17 protein-coding genes are annotated in these 20,931 nt (G+C 64.1%); 12 read left to right on the forward strand and 5 right to left on the reverse strand.

Annotation, left to right across the window (positions count from 1 at the left end):
• Positions 1-140: 140 nt before the first annotated feature.
• Positions 141-545: an STAS domain-containing protein gene (locus tag AT959_RS18500; RefSeq protein ID WP_066886597.1), complete on the forward strand. Its 405-nt coding sequence runs from the start codon at positions 141-143 to the stop codon at positions 543-545.
• 37 nt (positions 546-582) lie between these two features.
• Here the strand turns inward: AT959_RS18500 and AT959_RS18505 are convergent, their stop codons facing one another.
• From AT959_RS18505 to AT959_RS18525, 5 genes are all read right to left on the reverse strand, one after another.
• On the reverse strand, positions 583-1,593 hold the full coding sequence (locus AT959_RS18505) for a dihydroorotate dehydrogenase-like protein (RefSeq protein WP_066886600.1): 1,011 nt from the start codon (positions 1,591-1,593) through the stop codon (positions 583-585).
• A complete protein-coding gene (gene nifJ, locus AT959_RS18510) occupies positions 1,586-5,236 on the reverse strand; it encodes a pyruvate:ferredoxin (flavodoxin) oxidoreductase (protein ID WP_066886603.1) in 3,651 nt (1,216 codons plus the stop codon). The genes AT959_RS18505 and nifJ overlap by 8 nt, the downstream gene beginning before the upstream one ends.
• A 157-nt stretch (positions 5,237-5,393) precedes the next feature.
• Positions 5,394-7,553, reverse strand: coding sequence for a putative bifunctional diguanylate cyclase/phosphodiesterase (locus AT959_RS18515; protein ID WP_066886606.1), 2,160 nt, complete (start codon positions 7,551-7,553; stop codon positions 5,394-5,396).
• Positions 7,519-8,418 carry a nitrate- and nitrite sensing domain-containing protein gene (locus tag AT959_RS18520; protein WP_066886609.1) on the reverse strand — a complete coding sequence of 300 codons (900 nt, stop codon included), beginning with the start codon at positions 8,416-8,418 and terminating at the stop codon, positions 7,519-7,521. Before AT959_RS18520 ends, AT959_RS18515 begins: the two co-directional genes overlap by 35 nt.
• A 7-nt stretch (positions 8,419-8,425) precedes the next feature.
• Positions 8,426-9,580, reverse strand: a complete 1,155-nt coding sequence (locus tag AT959_RS18525) for a methyl-accepting chemotaxis protein (protein WP_157651359.1) — start codon at positions 9,578-9,580, stop codon at positions 8,426-8,428.
• Positions 9,581-9,612: 32 nt separating this feature from the next.
• Here AT959_RS18525 and AT959_RS21415 point away from each other — a divergent pair, with 32 nt between their 5' ends.
• The 11 genes from AT959_RS21415 (at position 9,613) to AT959_RS18575 (ending at position 20,785) form a co-directional block, all read left to right on the forward strand.
• Positions 9,613-9,996: a hypothetical protein gene (locus tag AT959_RS21415; RefSeq protein ID WP_169795485.1), complete on the forward strand. Its 384-nt coding sequence runs from the start codon at positions 9,613-9,615 to the stop codon at positions 9,994-9,996.
• A protein-coding gene (prfB, locus tag AT959_RS18530) for a peptide chain release factor 2 (protein ID WP_157651360.1) occupies positions 9,913-11,017 on the forward strand; the annotation gives its coding sequence in 2 pieces (ribosomal slippage) (positions 9,913-9,993 and positions 9,995-11,017; 1,104 coding nt in all). Before AT959_RS21415 ends, prfB begins: the two co-directional genes overlap by 84 nt.
• 18 nt (positions 11,018-11,035) lie before the next feature.
• Positions 11,036-12,262 (forward strand): AAA family ATPase, encoded by a 1,227-nt coding sequence (locus AT959_RS18535; protein ID WP_066886615.1) that lies wholly within the window; start codon positions 11,036-11,038, stop codon positions 12,260-12,262.
• Positions 12,259-12,858 (forward strand): DUF4276 family protein, encoded by a 600-nt coding sequence (locus AT959_RS18540; protein WP_066886618.1) that lies wholly within the window; start codon positions 12,259-12,261, stop codon positions 12,856-12,858. The genes AT959_RS18535 and AT959_RS18540 overlap by 4 nt, the downstream gene beginning before the upstream one ends.
• A 69-nt stretch (positions 12,859-12,927) precedes the next feature.
• Positions 12,928-14,163: a YfiM family lipoprotein gene (locus tag AT959_RS18545; RefSeq protein ID WP_066886621.1), complete on the forward strand. Its 1,236-nt coding sequence runs from the start codon at positions 12,928-12,930 to the stop codon at positions 14,161-14,163.
• A gap of 5 nt (positions 14,164-14,168) precedes the next feature.
• Positions 14,169-14,498, forward strand: a complete 330-nt coding sequence (locus AT959_RS18550) for a cupin domain-containing protein (RefSeq protein ID WP_066886624.1) — start codon at positions 14,169-14,171, stop codon at positions 14,496-14,498.
• A gap of 92 nt (positions 14,499-14,590) precedes the next feature.
• A complete protein-coding gene (gene lysS / locus AT959_RS18555) occupies positions 14,591-16,096 on the forward strand; it encodes a lysine--tRNA ligase (RefSeq protein WP_066886627.1) in 1,506 nt (501 codons plus the stop codon).
• 203 nt (positions 16,097-16,299) lie between these two features.
• A complete protein-coding gene (locus tag AT959_RS18560) occupies positions 16,300-17,028 on the forward strand; it encodes a BUD32 family EKC/KEOPS complex subunit (RefSeq protein WP_157651361.1) in 729 nt (242 codons plus the stop codon).
• The gene (locus tag AT959_RS18565; RefSeq protein WP_066886632.1) at positions 17,029-17,532 is read left to right on the forward strand and encodes a hypothetical protein; all 504 of its coding nucleotides are present in this window, start codon (positions 17,029-17,031) and stop codon (positions 17,530-17,532) included.
• Positions 17,532-19,445 carry a bifunctional tRNA (5-methylaminomethyl-2-thiouridine)(34)-methyltransferase MnmC2/FAD-dependent 5-carboxymethylaminomethyl-2-thiouridine(34) oxidoreductase MnmC1 gene (gene mnmC / locus AT959_RS18570; RefSeq protein ID WP_066886634.1) on the forward strand — a complete coding sequence of 638 codons (1,914 nt, stop codon included), beginning with the start codon at positions 17,532-17,534 and terminating at the stop codon, positions 19,443-19,445. Before AT959_RS18565 ends, mnmC begins: the two co-directional genes overlap by 1 nt.
• A gap of 68 nt (positions 19,446-19,513) precedes the next feature.
• Positions 19,514-20,785 carry a bifunctional O-acetylhomoserine aminocarboxypropyltransferase/cysteine synthase gene (locus AT959_RS18575; protein ID WP_066886637.1) on the forward strand — a complete coding sequence of 424 codons (1,272 nt, stop codon included), beginning with the start codon at positions 19,514-19,516 and terminating at the stop codon, positions 20,783-20,785.
• Positions 20,786-20,931 lie beyond the last annotated feature (146 nt).

A 20,931-nucleotide genomic window follows, 5' to 3' on the forward strand; every position in this document is an offset into this window, starting at 1 on the left:
GCAGTCAGGCAGCATAAACCAGGCATCACCAAGCGCTGGCTGCGCACATTTTCTGCCATTTTCCGGTGTCGACCGCAGGCATCCGGAAAGCGGCTCGGCATGGATGTTGCTGAATCCCGGTATCAACCAGGGAGAACAACATGGCCAGCAAATTTATCCAGATCAAAGAATCGGCAGATGAATGGCAACTTGCCTTGCCGCCTGTGCTCGATTTTGCTGCAGCGCGTCAATTACTCAGGCAAATCCGCGAACTCGCCCCGGGTCAGACGCAGGAGAGACTGTGTCTGGACTTTTCGCAGACCAGGCAGATCGACACCGCCGGCCTCGGCAGCCTGCTGTTGATCGGTGAACATTTTGGTGCAAAAACGAAATTTCGCCTGGCTGGTGCCACAGGCATGGTGCGCGAACTGCTCGACGTAGCAGGCATCGAGCAGCATCTGGCCAGACTGGGCACTGCCGGCACAAGGCGCGGCGAAGCCGGGAATTACCCGCCGGCCGACCATCGTCAGGCGCCACCGGCCCGGGCGTTTGGCTCAAGAATATAGCCCGGAGTCTGACTGAAAGCCGCCGAGCGGGCGGCTTTCAGTAACGCACGCCGGCCGGCGGCGTGAAGGAGTCCAGCGCGTGCAGATAGGCGGCGCGGGCGAAGGCGCTCGGGTCGGGCAGATTCTGCTGGCTCATCGAGCCTTTCATCTGCGCCACTGACCGGTAATCGCGTTCTTCCAGCCACTGCTCGATGCCTGCCAGCACCGTTTTCAGCACGGCCGGCCCGCCGCTCAACAGGGCGCTCGCCAGATGTACGACATCGGCGCCGGCGAGCAGCATTTTCAGCGCATCCGCCGCCGTGTGCACGCCGCCGGTCGCCGCCAGCGTCAGGCCGCTACGGCCGCGCAGGATGGCGATCCAGCGCATGGTGAGCAGGACATCGGCCGAACTCGACAATTGCACGCGGTCGACCACCGTCAAATTGTCCAAATCGATATCCGGCTGGAAGAAGCGGTTGAACAGCGAGACGCCAGCCGCACCGGATTTTTCGGCATGGCGGACAAAATTCGGCAGCGACGAGAAAAATGGCGACAGTTTCATGCTGACCGGCAGCGTCACCGCCCCGGTCAGTTCCTGCAGCAGCGACAGGTAATGGTCTTCCAGCGCTTCGCCGGACACCTTCGGGTCGCCCGGCATGTACCAGGCGTTCAGTTCGAGGGCATCGGCCCCGGCCGCCTGCACTTCCTTGCCCAGCTCGACCCAGCCGCTGAGTGAGGAACCGTTCAGGCTGGCGACGACCGGGATGGCCAGGCGCTGCTTGAGCAGGCTGATCTGTTCGAGATAGCTGTCGAGCTTGCTCTGGTAGCCGTCAGCGAACGGCAGATGCCCGGTGGCTTCATCGAAGGCATCGGGATTGACCAGAAAGCGGTCGATCATCCGTTCGTCGTTGCGCACATCCTCCTCGAACAGCGAGTGCATGACGATGGCCGCGGCGCCGGCGTCTTCCAGATGCAGCACCGCGTCCAGGTTATGGCTGAGCGGCGTCGAGGACGGGACCAGCGGGTTCTTCAGCTGGAGGCCGAGATAGTTGGTGGACAGATCAGGCATTGCGCTCCCCTTTTTCCTCGGCACTGGCGGCCGCTGGCTGGTCGAGGGCCGTTTCCGGCAGGGCCAGCCCGGCCAGTTCGACATATTCCTGATGGCGCAGCCGGGCATTCTTTTCGGCCTGCGCCATGAAGCGCGCCGCCGCTTCCGGCTGCTGGCGTTCAAGCACGGTGAAGCGCGCCTCGTTGCCGGCAAAGTCGCGGAACGGCACGCTCGGCGCCGCGCTATCGACCGACAGCGGATTCTCGCCCGCCTCACGCCGGCGCGGGTCGTAACGCAGCAGCGGCCAGTGGCCGGCCTTGACCGCCAGATCCTGCTGCCGATGGTTGTGCGACAGATCGACGCCATGCGCGATGCACGGGCTGTAGGCGATGATGATCGAGACGCCGGGATAGCTCTCGGCATCGAGGAAGGCCTTCAGCGTATGACCATCCTTGGCGCCGTAGGCGACCTGGGCGACGAAGACGTTTTCGTAGTCCATCGCGATCCGGGCCAGATCCTTCTTGCGATTCGGCTTGCCGCCGGCCGCGAACTTGGCGACGGCGCCGAGCGGCGTCGCCTTCGAATTCTGGCCGCCGGTATTGGAATAAACCTCGGTATCGAGGACCAGGATATTGACGTTTTCGCCCGATGCCAGCACATGGTCAAGGCCGCCGAAACCGATGTCGTAGGCCCAGCCGTCGCCGCCGATGATCCACACGCTGCGGCGGATCAGGGTATCGGCAATGGCGGCCAGCGCCGCCGCTTCGGGCGTCGCCAGATGGCCGAGCCAGGCCTGCAACTGGGCGACGCGTTCGCGCTGTTCGTGGATGCCGGCTTCCGTGCTCTGCTCGGCACCGAGCAGCGCCTCAACCAGGTCCTCGCCGATATCCCGCGCCAGCGCCCGCAACTGGGTGCGCGCCGCCGCCGACAGTTGGTTGGTCGCCAGCCGCAGGCCGAGGCCGAACTCGGCGTTGTCCTCGAACAGCGAATTGTTCCAGGCCGGACCGCGTCCGTCGGCATCGGTCGTGTACGGGGTGGTCGGCAGGTTGCCGCCATAGATCGACGAACAGCCGGTGGCATTGGCGACCAGCATGCGGTCGCCGAACAACTGCGTCGCCAGCCGGATGTAGGGCGTTTCGCCGCAGCCGACACAGGCGCCGGAGAATTCGAAGAAAGGCTGGAGCAGCGCCGCGCCCGGCACCGTGCCGCGCTTGACGAGGCGCCGGTCGTAATCGGGCAGCTTCAGGAAGAATTCCCAGTTCTCCGCCTCCTGGCGGCGCAGCGGCGGCTGCTCGGCCATGTTCAGCGCCTTGCGCGAAACATTCGACTTGTCGCGGATCGGGCAGATATCGACGCACAGCGTACAGCCGGTGCAATCCTCCGGCGCCACCTGGTAGCTCATCTGCCAGCCGGCCGGGTAATCCTTGCTGCGCGTCGGCATGTGCTTGAAGCTGGCCGGCGCGGCCGCAGCCAGTTCGGCCGGGTACACCTTGGCCCGGATGGCGGCGTGCGGGCAGACGAAGACGCACTTGCCGCACTGGGTACACAAGTCGGTTTCAAGCACCGGAATCTGCAGCGCCAGATTGCGCTTCTCGTACTTGGCGGTGCCGGTCGGCCAGGTGCCGTCGGCCGGGAACAGCGACACCGGCAAACTGTCACCCCGACCGGCGATCATCGGCAAAGTCAGTTTACGGACGAAGTCGCTGACCTGGCGCACCGCCCCCTCGGCGAGCGCTGCGGTCGACACCGCCAGATGGGCAAAATCCACCTTGTGCAGGCAGGCCAGCGTCTGGTCGATGGCCCGGTAATTCAGTTCGGCAATGCGCCGCCCCTTGCGGCCGTAGGTCTTTTCGACGGCATGCTTGATCGCGGCGATGGCGTCGGCCGGCGGCAGGATGCCGGAAATGGCAAAGAAGCAGGTCTGCATCACGGTATTGATGCGCCGCCCCATGTCGGCGGCCAGCGCCACCTGGTAGGCGTCGATGACATAGAACTGGATGTCCTTGTCCCGCATCTGGCGCTGCATGGCGGGCGGCAGCGTCGCCCAGACCCGGTCGGCCGGCAGGTGGGTGTTGAGCAGGAAGACGGCACCCGGCGCCGCATGCACCAGCAGATCGTGTGTTTCGAGGAAGAGCGGCTGGTGGCAGGCGACGAACTTGGCATCGCCCTCGCCCGTCAGGTAGGCCGAACGGATCGGCTGCGGCCCGAAGCGCAGGTGCGAGATGGTCATCGCCCCCGACTTCTTCGAGTCGTAGACAAAATAGCCCTGGGCGTAGAGCGCGGTTTCGTCGCCGATGATCTTGATCGAGTTCTTGTTGGCGGACACGGTGCCATCCGAGCCGAGGCCGTAGAAGACGGCGGCGAAGGTTTCGCGCGCCGCCTGCGTGCGGAAGGCCGGATCGAAAGGCAGCGACAGGCCGGTCACATCGTCGGTGATGCCGAGCGTAAAGCGGCGCCGCGGCAGGCCTGCGACCATAGAAGCAACGGCTGGCCCTGGGACCAACGCCGCAAAAACGGCCAAAACCATGGCCGGCGTGAATTCCTTGGAGGCCAGGCCGTAGCGGCCACCGATCACCGTCGGCAAGGCGGCGAAGCGCGGGGTCGGGTTGCTCATATCCTCGGCCAGCGCGACCAGCACGTCCTTGTAGAGCGGCTCGCCCTCAGCGCCCGGCTCCTTGCAGCGGTCGAGCACGGCGATGCGGCGCGTCGTCGTCGGCAAGGCGGCGAGCAAGGCGGCCGGCGCCCACGGCCGGAACAGCCGGACCTTGAGCAAGCCGACCTTTTCACCCTGGCGATTGAGGTGCTCGACGGTTTCCTGCACCGTTTCCGCCCCGGAGCCGATCAGGATGATGACGCGCTCGGCATCGGCGGCGCCGACGTAATCGAACAGCTGGTAGTGGCGACCGGTCAGCTGGCCGAACTGGTCCATCGTCTGCTGGACGATGCCGGGGAAGGCATCGAACCACGGGTTCTGCGCTTCACGGGCCTGGAAGAAGACATCCGGGTTCTGCGCGGTGCCGCGCAATACCGGGTGTTCCGGCGACAAGGCGCGACCGCGCAGGGCAACGATGTCGGCCGGCGGCAGCATTTTGTGCAGTACGGCGTCGTCGACCGGCGCGATCTTGGCCACCTCGTGCGAGGTGCGGAAGCCGTCGAAGAAATGCAGCACCGGGATGCGCCCGGCCAGCGTCGCCGCCGTCGCAATCGCCGCCATATCGTGCGCTTCCTGTACCGAGTTGGAGGCGAGCAGCGCAAAGCCGGTGGCGCGGGTCGCCATCACGTCGGAATGGTCGCCGAAGATCGACAGCGCGTGGGTGGCGATGGCACGGGCCGCGACATGGAAGACGGTCGGCGTCAATTCGCCGGCGATCTTGTACATATTGGGAATCATCAGCAGCAGGCCCTGCGAAGCGGTGAAGGTGGTAGCCAGCGCGCCGGCCTGCAGCGCGCCGTGTACCGTGCCGGCGGCGCCGCCTTCGGACTGCAGTTCGACGACGCGCGGCACGCTGCCCCAGATATTGGCTTTGCCCTGCGCCGCCCATTCATCGGAAAGTTCGCCCATGCCGGACGAGGGAGTGATCGGATAGATCGCGATCACTTCGGACACGCGGTAAGCCACGTGGGCGACGGCTTCGTTGCCGTCGATGGTGAGCATCTTGTTCATGACAATCCCTGGCAATACCCGCTGCGAACGCGATGGCTCGCAGGGTGAAGGCGGCCGGGCCGGCGCCGCCGCTTGCTGCAAAGCAGCAAGTCGATTCTACGCCCGTTTCCGGCAAAAATATGCCAAGTACAAGCGGGCGCCGATCAGCCCGGGAAAGTCAGGCGATTATTGCCTGCAAATAGGCGTCGACCGCAGCACTCTGCAGCGGCCGGGAAAACAGGTAGCCCTGGAATTCGTTGCAGCCGCAGACGGTGAGAATCTCGCGCTCGGCTTCGGTTTCGACGCCTTCGGCGACGATGTGCAGGTCGAGGCTGCGGCCGAGGAAGATGATCGCATGCGGGATCGCCATCGCCTTGCCGCCGCGGTTGCAGCCGGAGACAAAGGAACGGTCGATCTTCAGCGTGTCGATCGGCAGCTGCTGCAGGTAGGCGAGCGACGAATAGCCGGTGCCGAAGTCATCGACCGCGATACGCACGCCGAGCCCCTTGATCGACTTGAGGACGCGGATGGTGTGCTCCATGTCGCCCATGATCATGCTCTCGGTGATTTCCAGCTCCAGGCATTCCGGCGGCAAGCCGGAGACGGCCAGCGCATCGGAGACCAGCGCCAGCAAGCCGGGTTCGCGCAACTGCCGGGCCGACAGGTTGACGGCGACGCCCAGCGCCTGGCCATCGACCAGTGGCCAACTGGCAGCAGCCCGGCAGGCGGCATAGAGCACCTGCTCGCCGATCGCCAGAATCTGCCCGGTTTCCTCGGCCAGCGGGATGAAACGGTCGGGCGTCACCAGGCCCTGGCCGGCGCTGTTCCAGCGCACCAGCGCCTCGAAACCGCGGACCCGGCCGCCGCCATCGACTTTCGGCTGGTAGACGACGGTCAGTTCGTTGTTTTCGATGGCGCTGCCGAGCGCCGTTTCCAGCGCGAAACGGTCCTGCGCCGCCTGGTTGAGGTCGCGGGTATAGAAACAGTACTGCCCCTTGCCGCTTTCCTTGGCGTGATACATCGCGACATCGGCCACCCGCAACAGGCCGTCGAGATCCTGCGCGTCGTCGGGAAAAACGCTGACCCCGATGCTGCAGTTGATGCGCAGGCCGTGCCCGGCCAGTTCGAGCGGCGCCTGGACGGTGGCCAGCACACGCTCCAGCAGGTGTTTGGTGTCATCCGGCGAGACCTGCTCGCCGAGGATCAGCACGAACTCGTCGCCACCGTAGCGGGCGACAGTATCGAGGCCGCGCAGCGCGGTGCGCAGGCGGCTGGAGATTTCGATCAGCAACTGGTCGCCGGCGGCATGGCCAAGGCTGTCGTTGATCACCTTGAAGTTGTCGAGATCGACAAAGGCCAGCGCCACCTTGCCGCTCTTGCGGCGGGCCAGTTGCACGGCCTGGGCCAGCCGGTCGGCAAGCAGGTTGCGGTTGGGCAGGCCGGTCAGTGGATCGTGCGTCGCCTGGTGCTGCAGCACCGACTGATGGCGATGACGCTCGGTGATGTCCTCGACCGTACCTTCGTAATAGAGAAACGTGCCGTCCGACGAGCGCACGGCATGGGCATGCTCGGCAATCCAGATCCGGCTGCCGTCGCAGCAGATGATTTCCGACTCGAAATCGGTAACCCGGCCGTCGCGCTGGATCAATTCCTTGAAATCGTCACGCCGCTGCGGGTCGACGTAAAGCCCGCTGGCAATGTCGGCCAGGCTGCTGATCAGCGCCTCCGGCGACGGGTAGCCGTAGAGCCGGGCCAGGGCCGGATTGGCGGCCAGATAACGACCGCTCTCGGTGCTCTGGAACATGCCGACCACCGCACTTTCGAAAATGCTGCGATAGCGCAGTTCGGTTTCCGCCAGCTGGATCTGGGCCTGAACGCGGTCGGTGATGTCTTCGAGATAGGCTTCGAGCAGGCGCAGCCCGCCTTCGTCGCGCAGGCCGACGCCGCGTTCGAGCACCCACTTCTCCTCGCCGTCGCGGCAGACGATGCGGTACTCGATGCTGTAGCGCGAACCGGTATCCAGTGCCGCCAGGATGGTGCCGCGCACCGCCGCCCGGTCTTCCGGGTGGGTCAGCGACTCCAGCGAATTCTGCCGGTTGCCGACCAGATCCTCGGCCCGATAGCCGGTCAGGCCATAACAGCCGGGGCTGACCGACAACAGCGTCCAGAACTCGTCGATCAGGCAGCGGAACAGCATGCCGTCAAGGTTGGAAAACAGCGTCGCCATCGCCGGCGCCTGCTGTACATAAGCCTGGCGCAAAGCGCAGCCCGGGCTGCCTCCGGGTTGCACGAAATGCTGGCTCTCAGGCGCGCCGGGGATGAAGTGATTGCGAAACATGGGAATAACCGCTACCTGCCTGTTTTAACTGAACGCCGCTGTCGCCGATCCAGGCGAAGACATGATCGATCGCGCCGGAGGCGACTTCAAAATACTCCTGGGCCGCCACCGTGATCCCCGAGCTGAGCAGCATCTGGGTCCGGATGACGCGCGCCATCTGCTGCACGCCACGCGCCGCCTTGTCGGCCACCACTCCTTCGCCGCCGGCTTCGCTGGCCTGCTTGAGCAAGGCCTCGGCGCGGGCGACGAGAAACATCAGGCGGACCCGGACCACGGCCGAACAGCCATGGCGGGCGGCGACGCTCATGCCGAGGGCGCGCGCCTGGCCGAGGCATTCAGTCAGGGCCGGCAGGCGGCTGGCGTAATTGCGCACCAGGCCACGTGCCGCCGGCTCGTCGAGCAGCAATTCGACACGCGATTCGCCGAGCGCGGCCAGCCAGTGCAGCAATTGCTCGATCAGGAAACTGTGCTGGGCAATGCTCTGCTCGACCGACAGGCCGGGCAGTTTCTCGTGCAGATTCGCCCAGTTGAAGCGGAACAGGTCGAGGTCGTTCAGCGTCAGGCAGGGATGCACCCGCTCGCCTTCGCGGCGGGCGATATCGCGCAAGGACGGAATACAGGCCTCGATTTCACGCCCCTTGCCCTCGAGCCGCTGCTTGAAGCCCTGATCGCCGGCCAGCCAGGCCGAGCTCATGCCGCGATGCTGCTGGAAATGGGCAATCAGGGCCAGCAAGGCGCGGCAGGCGGCCAGTGTCTCGTCCAGCGAGCGGCCGGCATCGCTCCGATTGCGGCGGCGATAGAGCCAGAAGCTGCTGGCCCCGACAAACAAGGCCAGCAGACCCATCAGAATCATGATCCAGTCCATGACAACCTCACTCGTATTGGTATTTTTTAAGGGTGCCGTTGAGCTGAACGGACAAGTCGCTCAGGTAACGGGACAATTCGCTGTTCTCGCGCACCAGATGTTCGTTGGCATCGGCCAGCTGGGCGACCTGCTCGATATCACGGGCAATGCTCAGCCCCGCCTCGCTCTGCTCGCGGCTGGCGGCGGCGATATCGCGAATCAGCGCCAGCGTCTGGCCGGCATTGCTTTCGACCCGCTGCAGGTCGTCCACCGCCAGCGCCGCATCGTTCAGGCTGGCGGCGGCCCGGGCCGACGTTTCCGCCATCGCCTCGATCATGCTGCCGACCTCCTGGCGCATGCCGTCGATCCGCTCGCCGATGTCGTGGGTGGCGTTGCGCGTCCGCTCGGCCAGCTTGCGCACCTCGTCGGCGACCACAGCGAAGCCCCGTCCCTGTTCGCCGGCCCGTGCCGCTTCGATGGCGGCATTCAGGGCGAGCAGATTGGTCTGTGCCGCGATCTCGGCAATCAGTTCGACGATGATGTCGATTTCCTGCGAGCGCGCACCGAGCCGGCTGGCGCCCTCCGAAGTCTGGCGCACAGTCGCCGCCAGGCTCTCAAGACTTTTCGCCAGCCCGCTCACCCGCTCGGCGCCGGCCTCCGCCATCTGGCCGGAAGCCTCGGCCACCTCGGCGGCACCGCCGGCACTGTCGCTGGTCTGGCCGAGGCTGACCGTCAACTGCTCCAGCGTCGCCGCCGACGACAAGGTGATGTCGCGCTGACGGCGCACACCGTCGTTGCCGCCGCTGGCGTTGGCGCTACTCTCGCCGGCGACGCTGGAAATTTCCTGCGACATCCGGGCAAAGGCCAGAATCAGCCCGGACAAGGAACGCGCCATGCCATTCAGGCGCTCGGCCAGCGGCGCCAGCGCGCCGCAGCGCGGCGCATCGAGCCGACTGACCAGCGCCCCGCCGGCCAGATCCTGGGCAAAGCGATCAATCAAGCCGAGGGCGGATTCCAGTTCCTGCTGCACATGCCAGCCGAGGACCAGCGCGAGCAGCAGCAAACCGGCCCCCAGCCCGGCCAGCAACGCCGAACCCTGACCGGCGGCGGCCCAGGCCAGCGCAGCGGCGGCAGAGAACGCCAAGGCGCAGACCGTCAGTTGTTGCCAGCGCACAGAACGCATGCTGGCGTGCAAAGCCGGGGCTGAATCACTCTTTGTCATATATTTCGCACACATATTTACAAAACTGTCACAACCAAAGCAATTCGCTTGCCAAGCTATACTTATATGGCATTTTTAATGCAAATCAAAAACTTACACGCCATTTTTTGCATCAATTCGGAGCAAGCGCCGCCCACCCCGCTAAAGAGCAGCCCGGTCCAGCGGGCCGGCGCACCATTCAGGTGCGTGCCTTTCCCCTACCCCGGCGCCGCGATGCCTCCGAACAGTGCAGCGCGATGCGGCTTGGCGCAGCGGCTATAATTGAGGTTTTGCCAAGCAACGAGACGAACATCATGGACGCGGAACACATCAACAGCATCGCCAACAAGCTCGACGACATCGCGCAGCGCGCGGCCGAGCTGCGGAGGTATCTTTGACTACGATCAGAAACGCGAGCGCCTGACCCTTCTCAATCTGGAGATGGAAGATCCCAAGATTTGGGATGACGCCAAACGTGCCCAGGAACTGGGCCGCGAAAAGAAATCGCTGGAAGACATCGTGCTGGTGCTGGAAGAAGTCCAGGCCGGGCTGGAGGACGGCCGCGAACTGTTCGCCATGGGCAAGGAAGAAAGCGACGACGACACGCTGCTCTCGGTCGAAGCCGACAACGCCCCGCTCGAGGAAAAGATCGCCGCCCTCGAATTCCGCCGCATGTTCAACAACCCGTCCGACCCGATGCCCTGCTTCCTGGAAATCCAGGCCGGCGCCGGTGGGACCGAAGCCCAGGACTGGGCTTCGATGCTGTTGCGCATGTACCTGAAATATGGCGAAAAGAAGGGGTTCACCGTCGAGGTCATGGAAGAGTCGGAAGGCGATGTCGCCGGCCTGAAGAGCGCCACCGTCAAGTTCACCGGCGACTACGCCTACGGCACGCTGCGCACCGAGACCGGCATCCACCGCCTGGTCCGCAAGTCGCCGTTCGACTCCAACGCCCGCCGCCACACCAGCTTCACCTCGGTGTTCGTCTTTCCGGAAGTCGATGACTCGATCGAGATCAACATCAATCCGGCCGATGTCCGCACCGACACCTACCGCGCTTCCGGCGCCGGCGGTCAGCACATCAACAAGACCGACTCCGCCGTCCGCCTGACCCACGTCCCGACCGGCATCGTCGTCCAGTGCCAGAACGACCGTTCGCAGCACCGCAACCGCGACGAAGCCTGGCAGATGCTGCGCGCCCGCATCTACGAGTTCGAACTGCGCAAGCAGCAGGCCGAACAGCAGAAGCTGGAAGATGCCAAGTCCGACATCGGCTGGGGCCACCAGATCCGTTCCTACGTGCTCGACCAGAGCCGCATCAAGGATCTGCGGACCAACCACGAAACCGGCAACACCCAGGCCGTGCTCGACGGCGACCTCGACCCTTTCATCGAGGCCAGCCTGAAACAGGGCGTATAACCTCCACCGGAGAAAGCCATGCGACTTGTCGACCTCAGAATAAGCCACTATAAAAGTCTGTCAGACATTGCGTTAACTGACATTCAGCCGGTAACGGTGTTAGTTGGCTGCAACGGAGTCGGCAAGAGCAACGTGGCAGATGCCCTGCGCTTTTTGCGCGATGCGATGAGTCAGGGACTAGATCATGCCGTCAGCACGCGCGGCGGCATTGGCCTGATTCGCCAGTATTCGCCAACCAAGCCATTTCAGATTTCATTCGACTTTGGCTTTGCCGAAAAAAATAATCCGTCACACACCGCTCGTTATCAACTAACACTGACCAGCTTGCGCGAAGGTAACTTTCGCGTTGAGCGAGAGCGTTGTGAATGGTTTGGTCCAACAGGTATTTCCTTCAGTGCTGACGATGGAGAAATCGTTGACTGCGATTTCGAAGAAATGCAAGCCGAACGAAATGCTCGGGGTCTCGTAAGTCTCAAGGTAGCTGGAAATTCAGTCACATTAGACGACGAGCGTCTATTTCAGCCTGACGCTTTAGCATTTGGTAGCCGCCTAACTTGGCTTGATATGGCTGATATACATTTTGGTCCTCAAAAATTACGCGACTCTGTTCTTAATTTTCGATTCTCGGCGATCTACCCCAACACTCTGCGCCAACCAGCACCACCCGACACCGACCCAATCCTCAAGGAAAACGGCGCTAATTGGGCCTCCATCCTGCGCACCCTAAAAAAGACCAGTCGCGGCAAACAGGCTTGGGAGCAGATCAGGGAGATGATGGAGATTGTCATGCCACAACTGGAAGACATCACCACACAAGCGGTAGGTGGTTTCATCATGCCTCGCTTCAAAGTGCGCGAAGCCAGCGGCGAGGCGCACCTATTCGACCCGTCGCAGATTTCCGACGGCACCCTGCGAATCCTCGGCATCCTGCTCGCCCTCTACCAGACACCGCATCCCTCGCTGATGATCATTGAAGAACCCGAACAAACAGTCAACCCGGCCCTGCTTGCATTGCTGGCAGACGCTTTCCGGGAGGTCTCAGAACGCACGCAACTGCTTATTACAAGCCATAGTCCGCACCTCATCGACTGTTTCGAGCCGGAAAATATCCAAGTTGTCGCCATGCAAAACGGTGAAACTCGCATCTCGCCAATCCGCGCAAGCCAGCGGGAAGCGGTCAAGGAACACCTTTTGAGTCTTGAGCAGATAATGTCCTCTGAAGGCTTGTTGCCGGAGGATGCATGAGACGCCTGCTGCCAATCGTAGAGGGGCATGGCGAAATCCCGGCTGTTCCCATCCTCATTCGGAACATCCTTGCCACCCGAGGCATTCACGATGTGCAGCCTCTGTCCGCTTGGCGTCATGGTGAATATCCAAGTGTCGCCAAGAAATTTGACAGCATATTCCTGGCTGCCATCAAGGAGAATGCCCCTATTCTGTGGGTCATGGATTTCGACTCGAAAGACCACGACTGTCCGGTCAAGGAAGAGCAGAATCTGTTGGCCAGAGCAGAATCACTACGCCCCGGCTGGCCGATAAAAATTGCTTTTCTTGTCAAGGAATATGAAACCCTGTTCTTGATCGACGAAACTGCTACCCGCAAAGTCTTTCCGGATATTCCTGCAAAAACCTCCTTCCCCGAAAACCCTGAAAATATCCGAGGCGCCAAGGAATGGCTCAGCAAAGCGCGCCCGTCGTCGGGATCGGCCTACAAGGAAACCGTTCACCAAGCAAAAATCACCGCGCACCTCAATTTCGAGTTGTTACGCGCCCGTTCTTCCGATTTTGCACACCTTGAACGAGCTGTTGTAGAACTCGCAAATTCAGCAGTCCCTTTATAAGCAATTTGCCTTGTTTTTTGCATTGCCTCTTTGCATTGAAAAAATGGCTTGTTGGTTGGAAAAATCCCTATGACTCGCCTCCTCGCCTGGCTGGCCGGCACGCTGCTTCTGCTCGTGCTGGCTGCCGGGGGCCTGTTGCTGGCGGCGGTCGACCGCCAGCCGCTGGTCAACCGCAGCGCAACCATCGCCCCACTGGCCGTCGCCCAGGCCCGCTGGCTGTTCCAGACCAACGACCCACGCCGGCTGCGGCCAGGCGAAGCACGGCAAACCGCCATCCCGGTCGCCCTCCTCGACGAAGGTATCAACTACGCCGCCAGCCGTGGTCTGCGCGGCCGTGGCGGCCTGCTGCTCAACGGCGAGGCGGCCGAAATCCGCCTCAGCCTGCGCCTGCCCGGCGAACACTACCTGAACCTGCGGGCCAGCATTCCGCCCGGCCCCGGCGAACCGCGCCTGGCCAGCGCCGCCCTCGGCCCCCTGCCGCTGCCGGCCGGCCTGCTCGAACTGGCGCTCAGCGCGGCCATCGAAGGTGCCGGCTACGGCCGCGAATGGCAACTGGCGCGTAGCGCCATCCGCGCACTGAATTACGACGCGCCCAACCAGCGCATCCTGGTCAGCTACGTCTGGGAACCGGCCATCCTTGAACGGGCCCGTTCCATCGCCCTCAACCCGGCCGACCTCGAGCGCATCCGCAGCGCCCAGCGGCAGTTCGCCGCGCTACTCGACCACCATGCGCGGGGCGCCAAGGTCGCCCTGCCCGACGTGCTGCAGGCGATGCTCGCCGGTGCTGGCGACGATCAGCGCCAGGCGCGCCGCGCCGCGCTGCTGGTGATGGCCGCCTACCTGGCCGAAAAAGACCTCGCCGCGATCATTCCCGACGCCCGCGACTGGCCGCGACCGCGCCAGGTCATGCTGATGCTGGCCGGGCGCTACGACAGCGCCCAGCATTTCGTCATTTCCGCCGCGCTCGCCGCCTGGGCCGGCGAACCGGTGGCCGATGCCATCGGCGTCTACAAGGAACTGGCCGATTCCCGGCACGGCAGCGGCTTCTCGTTCGCCGACCTCGCCGCCGACCGGGCCGGCACCCGGTTCGGCGAAGGGCTCAATCGCGACGACCCGAAACTGCAGGCGGCGCTGCACAGCACGCTGCGCGAGTCGGACCTGATCCCGTCGCTGGCCGGCCTGCCGGAATACCTCAGCGCCCGCGACTTCCGCCGCCAGTTCGGCGCCCCGAGCAGCCCAGCCTACCAGCGCCTGAACGCGGAAATCGAACAGCGCCTGGCCGCCCTCCCCCTTTACCGCCCGTGACGCCGATGCCCGCCAACATTTTTGCCGATCTGCCGCGGTCGACCTTGCCGGCAGAGCAATTTTCGGAACTGCTGAGCCGGCCCGGCCTGCGCATCGAACGCATCGTGTCGACCGGCCAGACCAGCCCGCCGGATTTCTGGTACGACCAGGCGCAGGCCGAATGGGTCCTGCTGCTGCAAGGGCAGGCCACCCTGCGTTTTGAAGATACTCCGCAGCCCGTGCCGCTGGCCGTCGGCGACTTCGTCGAAATTGCCGCCCACCGTCGGCATCGCGTCGAATGGACGGACCCGGACCAGCCGACGGTCTGGCTGGCCATCCATTACGCAGCGGACTGACGCATCGCGCTTTCCCTGAAGGGCCAAATCGGCGAAAATTCAGGGTTCTACAGCGGTCGACCGCAGCAAACCTCAATTTCCAAGGATTTTTCATGTCCAACGCCGAACAGCAAGCCCCGGTCCAGCAAGACGAAAACCAGCTCATCGCCGAGCGTCGCGCCAAACTGGCCGAGTGGCGCAAGAGCGGCCAAGCCTTCCCCAACGACTTCCAGCGCGAGAACACCGCCGCCAAGGTCCTCGAAGTCTACGGCGAGAAATCGGCGGAAGAACTCGAAGGTATGCCGGTCGAAGTCAAGGTTGCCGGCCGCATGATGCTGAAGCGCGTCATGGGCAAGGCCTCCTTCGCCACCATCCAGGATCTCTCCGGCCGCATCCAGATCTACATCACCCGCGACCGCGTCGGCGAAGACGTCTATACCGCCTTCAAGGGCTGGGACCTCGGCGACATCATCGGCGTCACCGGCATCCTGATGAAGACCAAGACCGGCGAACTGTCCATCCAGGCCGCCGAGATCCGCCTGCTGACCAAGTCGCTCCGCCCGCTGCCGGACAAGTTTCACGGCCTGGCCGACCAGGAAATGAAGTATCGCCAGCGCTACGTCGACCTGATCATGAACGAGGAAACGCGCTTTACCTTCCGCGCCCGTTCGGCCATCGTCCAGTCGATCCGCAACTACATGTGCGGCCACGGCTTCATGGAAGTCGAAACGCCGATGATGCACCCGATCCCGGGCGGCGCCTCGGCCAAGCCTTTCGTCACCCATCACAACGCGCTCGACATGCAGCAGTTCCTGCGCATCGCCCCCGAGCTGTACCTGAAGCGCCTGGTCGTCGGCGGTTTCGAGAAGGTTTTCGAGGTCAACCGCAACTTCCGTAACGAAGGTTTGAGCCCGCGCCATAACCCAGAATTCACCATGATGGAGTTCTACGAAGCGTACGCCAACTACCATACGCTGATGGACTTCACCGAAGGCCTGCTCCGCCATGCTGCGCGCGAAGCGCTGGGCAAGGAAGTCTTCATCTATCAGGGCCGCGAGCTCGACCTCTCCAAGCCTTTCCACCGCCTGACCATCTGCCAGGCGATACAGCGCGAACAGCCGGGCTTCACCGATGCCCAGTTGGCCGACCCCGAATTCCTCAAGGCCCAGATCAAGGCCTTCGGCGAGCCGATCAAGCCGGGCGGCCTGGGCAGCCTGCAACTGCAACTGTTCGAAGCCTGCGCCGAAGCCCAGTGCTGGGAACCGACCTTCATCATCGACTACCCGGTCGAAGTCTCGCCGCTGGCCCGCGCCTCCGATTCCAACCCGGAAATCACCGAGCGCTTCGAGCTGTTCATCGTCGGCCGCGAAATCGCCAACGGCTTCTCCGAGCTGAACGATGCCGAAGACCAGGCGGCGCGCTTCCACGAGCAGATGAAGGCGAAGGACGCCGGCGACGAAGAAGCGATGTATTACGACGCTGACTTCATTCGGGCGCTGGAATACGGGCTGCCGCCGACCGGTGGCTGTGGGATCGGCATTGATCGGCTGATTATGCTGCTGACCGACTCGGCCGCGATCAGGGATGTAATTCTCTTCCCCTCCATGCGCCCCGAATGATGATCGGCTGCGCTTGCCATGACCGCGTTGCAGGCGAGCTTGCATGGCCTCTACGGGCCACCCCGTAGCGCTGCTATGCGGCGCTCACCTGCGCCTTGTCCTGGCTGCGCTCGCTCGATCATCGGATCTCTGTGAACGAAAACCTCCAATCTCTCGAAGCCGCCGCCCGGGCGGCTTTGACGACGCATCACAGCCGGGCTCTCGTGTTCGAACATGAGGGTCGGCGTTATGTCGTCAAGAAACTGGCCGAAAAGCCGCGCAAATTGGCGCAGACGCTGTTCATGCGCTGGCTGGTCAAGCGGCTGACCGGGCAGCCGCTGCCAATGCGCACGCTGGCCCTGTCGCAAGCGGCCAGCAGCATGGATTTCGAGGCCAAGCGGCTGCAAGCGCTGGCCGCGGCTGGTGTTCGCGTGCCGCGGGTGGCGCTGGTGACGCCGGAATTCTTCGTGCTTGAATTTTGCGGCACCGTCGTCGCCACGCTGCTCGAAAAATGGACGCCGGAAATCTGGCGCCGCGAACTGCCGCGCCTGGCCAGCGAACTCGGCGAATTCCACCACGCCGGCCAGTGGCACGGTGGGGCGCAGATCAAGAACATCACGCTGCTCGACGGCCTGAGCTACCGCATCGATTTCGAAGAGAATTTCGGCGAATTTCTGCCCCTGGCCGTCGCCCAGACCGCCGACCTCGTCCTTTTCCTGAATTCCATCTCGCTGGCTGGACCGGTCGGTGAAATGGAATCGCGCGAACTGCTGCCGCAACTGCTCCACGACTACTTCGCCGCCCATCTCGACCCGGAAATCAAGCAGATCATCCGCCGCGCCCTGCCCTTGCTGAAAAAACTGGCCGGGCTGGCCGGGCTGTTTCAGCGCTGGTCGAAAAAAGGCATCCGCCGTGTGCTGATCCTGGTCGATGTGCTGGCCACCGTAAAATAAATGCAAATCCGCCAATTACAAATCGCCAACGACAGCGTCCAGGATCGCCTGATGCTGCGCGTCGGCACCCAGGCCAACGAGGAATACCGGATCTATTTCACCCGCCGTTTCCTGCGCGAAATCTGGCCGCACCTGGTTGAAATGCTGAACGGCCATCTGAGCGGCCAGCCGGTCACCGTCGTCGAGGCCGAGGCGGCCCCCGGCGAAGCAGCCACTTTCGAACAGTCCTTCATCGACGACAACCCGAGCTACCCGCTCGGCGCCACCCCGCTGCTGGCCAGCGAGGCCGTCCTCGAAGCCAGCGGCGACGGCACGGCGCGGCTGATCCTGCGCGAAGGGCGCGAACGGCGCTTTACGCTCGAACTCACCGCCGAAATTCTGCACGCGCTGTGCGCCATGCTGCGCGCCGCCAACGACCAGGCCGGCTGGGATCTGACGCTGGCCTACGACAGCCCGGCCCCGATCAGCCAACAGCCGCCCACCGGCAAAACCCTGCTCCATTAGTGGAAAAACTGCAGCCCGCCCGCCTCGAACTCGTCGCCTACGACACGCCCTACTCGGCCACTTACGACGACGTTTATCACTCGGCACTTGGCGGCCCGGCCCAGGCCCGGCATGTTTTCCTGGCCGGCAACGATCTGCCGCAACGCTGGCAGGGCCGCCATCGCTTTGTCATTCTCGAAACCGGCTTCGGCCTCGGCCTGAGTTTTCTCGCCGCCTGGCAGGCCTGGCGGGCCGACCCGCAGCGCTGCCAGCGCCTGCATTTCATTTCCTTCGAGAAGCACCCGTTTGCGCTGGCCGACCTCATCAGTGCGCAAACCGCCTGGCCGGAATTCGCCGAACTGGCAGCCGAGTTGCAACGACACTGGCCGGCGCTGACGCCGGGCCTGCACCGCCTCTACCTGAATGGCGGCCAGGTCATCCTGACCCTGGTCTTCGGCGATGCGGCGACGCAGATTCGGGCGGTCGACGCCTCGGTCGATGCCTTTTTCCTCGACGGCTTTTCGCCGGTCAAGAACCCCGAACTGTGGTCGCCCCACTTCTGCAAGGCGCTGAGCCGGCTGGCCGCCCCCGGCGCCACGCTGGCGACCTGGACGGTGGCCGGCCACGTCCGCCAGGCGCTGAAGGATGCCGAGTTCACCGTCGAAAAACGACCCGGTTTCGCCGGCAAGCGCCAGATGCTGGCCGGCCACCTTCGTTCGCGCCGCCCCGACCGTTTTCCCGAGCCGTCCGAGCGCCGCGCCATCGTCATCGGCGCCGGCATTGCCGGTTCGACCACGGCCCACCGGCTGGCCGCCGCTGGCTGGCAGGTCACCGTCCTCGAACAGGCGGCCGCCCCCGGCCAGGGTGCCTCGAGCAACCTGGCCGGCATGTTGCGCCCGCTGCCCAGCGCCGACGACAACCGCCTGTCGCGGCTGACCCGGGCCGGCTTTCTCGCCAGCCGGGCGCTGCTCGCCGATCTGCCCGCGGCTCGCTGGTCACCGTGCGGCGTGCTGCATCTGGCCCGCGAAGCGGTGCATGAAGCACAGCAGCGGCGCGCCGTCGAACAACTCGGCTGGCCGCCCGAGCTGCTCCAATTCATCGACCGCGACGCAGCCTCCCGTCTGCTCGGCCAGCCAGTCGCCAACGGCGGCTGGTGGTTCCCGAACGGCGGCTGGGTGCAGCCGCCATCGGTCTGCCAGGCGGCGTTGGCCGCTTTTCCCGAGCAGATCACGGTGCACTTCAATGCTGCGGTCGACCGCCTGGAAAAGACAAAAACCGGCTGGCGCGCCCTGGCCGCCGATGGCGCCGTACTGGCCGAAGCGCCGGTCGTCGTCATGGCCAGCGGAGCCGCCGCGCCGCGTTTCGAGCAATTCGCCTGGCTGCCACAACGCTCGGCCCGCGGCCAGGTCACCCATCTACCGACCGGCCTGACGCCGCCGCTCGATGTCGTACTGTTCCAGGTCGGCTACGCCATGCCCGTCGTCGACGGCATGCAACTGATCGGCGCCTCGCTGTCCTACGATAACGACGATACGGCCGAGCATCTGGTCGATCACCGCGACAACCTGGCCCGCCTCCGGCTGACCCTGCCCGGCTTCGGCGACGGCATCGACCCGGCCGGCCTGAGCGGCCGCGTCGGCTTCCGGCCGATGTCGCCGGACCGCCTGCCTATCGTCGGCCCCGTTCCCGAGCCAGTCGCCGCCGGCAGCAACAGCCGCCTGCACGACCTGGCCCGCCAGCCCGGCCTGTGGTGCGTCCAGGGTTTCGGGGCGCGCGGCATCGTCTGGTCGGCGCTGATGGCCGACCTGCTGCTCAGCCAGCTGGAAAACGAACCGCTACCGCTCGAACGCGACCTTGTTGATGCCCTCGACCCCGGCCGTTTCCTGCTCAAGGCGGCGCGCACCGCTGCGCCGGAGTTCACCGACCGCAGTTAGCAGACTGCTGCGGTCAACGCCTGCTAGACTTCATATTTCATCCACATAAGCACAAGAGAGAGGCATGCATGAAAATTGAAACCCTTGCCGTTCATGGCGGTTACTCCCCCGATCCGACCACCAAAGCGGTCGCTGTGCCGATTTACCAGACCACCTCCTACGCTTTCGACAGCACCCAGCACGGCGCCGATCTCTTCGACCTCAAGGTCGCCGGCAATATCTACACGCGGATCATGAACCCGACCCAGGACGTGCTGGAAAAGCGCGTCGCCGCGATGGAAGGCGGCATTGCCGCACTGGCCATGGCGTCCGGCATGGCCGCCATCACCGCCTCGATCCAAACCATCGCCGAGGCCGGCGACAACATCGTCACTTCCAGCACGCTGTACGGCGGCACCTACAACCTGTTCGCCCACACTCTGCCGCAGTACGGCATCGAAGTCCGCTTCGCCGATTACCGCGATCCGGAAGCCTTCGAGAAGCTGATCGATGCCAAGACCAAGGCCGTCTTCTGCGAATCGGTCGGCAACCCGCTGGGCAACATCACCGACTTCGAAAAGCTCGCCGAAATCGCTCACAAGCATGGCGTGCCGGTCATCGTCGACAACACCGTGCCCTCGCCCTACCTGTGCCGCCCCTTCGAGCATGGCGCCGACATCGTCGTCCATGCGCTGACCAAATACCTCGGGGGCCATGGCAACTCGATCGGCGGCATCATCGTCGATAGCGGAAAATTCCCGTGGGCCGAACACAAGGCCAAGTTCAAGCGCCTCAACGAGCCGGACGTGTCCTACCACGGCGTCGTGTACACCGAAGCGCTCGGCCCGGCCGCCTACATCGGTCGCGCCCGCGTCGTGCCGCTGCGCAACATGGGCGCCGCGATCAGCCCGTTCAACGCCTTCCTGATCCTGCAGGGCATCGAAACCCTGGCCCTGCGCATGGACCGGATCTGCGAAAACTCGCTGAAAATCGCCCAGTTCCTGCAGAAGCACCCGAAGGTGAGCTGGGTGAACTATGCCGGCCTGCCCGAGCACAAGGACCACGCGCTGGTCCAGAAATACATGGGCGGCCGCGCTTCCGGCATCCTCAATTTCGGCGTCAAGGGCGGCCGCGACGGCGGCGGCAAGTTCCAGGATGCGCTGCAACTGGTCACCCGGCTGGTCAATATCGGCGACTGCAAGACCCTGGCCTGCCACCCGGCCTCCACCACGCACCGCCAACTGTCGCCAGACGAACTGGCCAAGGCCGGCGTTTCCGAAGACATGATCCGGCTGTCGGTCGGCATCGAGCACGTCGATGACCTGATCGCCGACCTCGACCAGGCACTGAACGCCGCCTGAGCGTAAACCGTCGCCCCACAACGAACCCGGCTCAATGCCGGGTTTTCTTTTTGCGGCATGACAGTACAATGAATATATTGCAACCACAGCGCTAGGCTGGTCAGGCACCGTCTGCCTTGGCAGGGAAGAGTGGTTATCAATAGGCC

Source organism: Dechloromonas denitrificans (genome assembly GCF_001551835.1).
Lineage (GTDB): Bacteria > Pseudomonadota > Gammaproteobacteria > Burkholderiales > Rhodocyclaceae > Azonexus > Azonexus denitrificans.

What these genes read in the sequence shown, in the direction of transcription:
- AT959_RS18500 (WP_066886597.1), top strand. Translation starts at nt 141, where the DNA reads ATGGCCAGCAAATTTATCCAGATCAAAGAATCGGCAGATGAATGGCAA.
- AT959_RS18505 (WP_066886600.1), bottom strand. Translation starts at nt 1,593, where the DNA reads ATGCCTGATCTGTCCACCAACTATCTCGGCCTCCAGCTGAAGAACCCG.
- nifJ (WP_066886603.1), bottom strand. Translation starts at nt 5,236, where the DNA reads ATGAACAAGATGCTCACCATCGACGGCAACGAAGCCGTCGCCCACGTG.
- AT959_RS18515 (WP_066886606.1), bottom strand. Translation starts at nt 7,553, where the DNA reads ATGTTTCGCAATCACTTCATCCCCGGCGCGCCTGAGAGCCAGCATTTC.
- AT959_RS18520 (WP_066886609.1), bottom strand. Translation starts at nt 8,418, where the DNA reads ATGGACTGGATCATGATTCTGATGGGTCTGCTGGCCTTGTTTGTCGGG.
- AT959_RS18525 (WP_157651359.1), bottom strand. Translation starts at nt 9,580, where the DNA reads ATGCGTTCTGTGCGCTGGCAACAACTGACGGTCTGCGCCTTGGCGTTC.
- AT959_RS18535 (WP_066886615.1), top strand. Translation starts at nt 11,036, where the DNA reads ATGCGACTTGTCGACCTCAGAATAAGCCACTATAAAAGTCTGTCAGAC.
- AT959_RS18540 (WP_066886618.1), top strand. Translation starts at nt 12,259, where the DNA reads ATGAGACGCCTGCTGCCAATCGTAGAGGGGCATGGCGAAATCCCGGCT.
- AT959_RS18545 (WP_066886621.1), top strand. Translation starts at nt 12,928, where the DNA reads ATGACTCGCCTCCTCGCCTGGCTGGCCGGCACGCTGCTTCTGCTCGTG.
- AT959_RS18550 (WP_066886624.1), top strand. Translation starts at nt 14,169, where the DNA reads ATGCCCGCCAACATTTTTGCCGATCTGCCGCGGTCGACCTTGCCGGCA.
- lysS (WP_066886627.1), top strand. Translation starts at nt 14,591, where the DNA reads ATGTCCAACGCCGAACAGCAAGCCCCGGTCCAGCAAGACGAAAACCAG.
- AT959_RS18565 (WP_066886632.1), top strand. Translation starts at nt 17,029, where the DNA reads ATGCAAATCCGCCAATTACAAATCGCCAACGACAGCGTCCAGGATCGC.
- AT959_RS18575 (WP_066886637.1), top strand. Translation starts at nt 19,514, where the DNA reads ATGAAAATTGAAACCCTTGCCGTTCATGGCGGTTACTCCCCCGATCCG.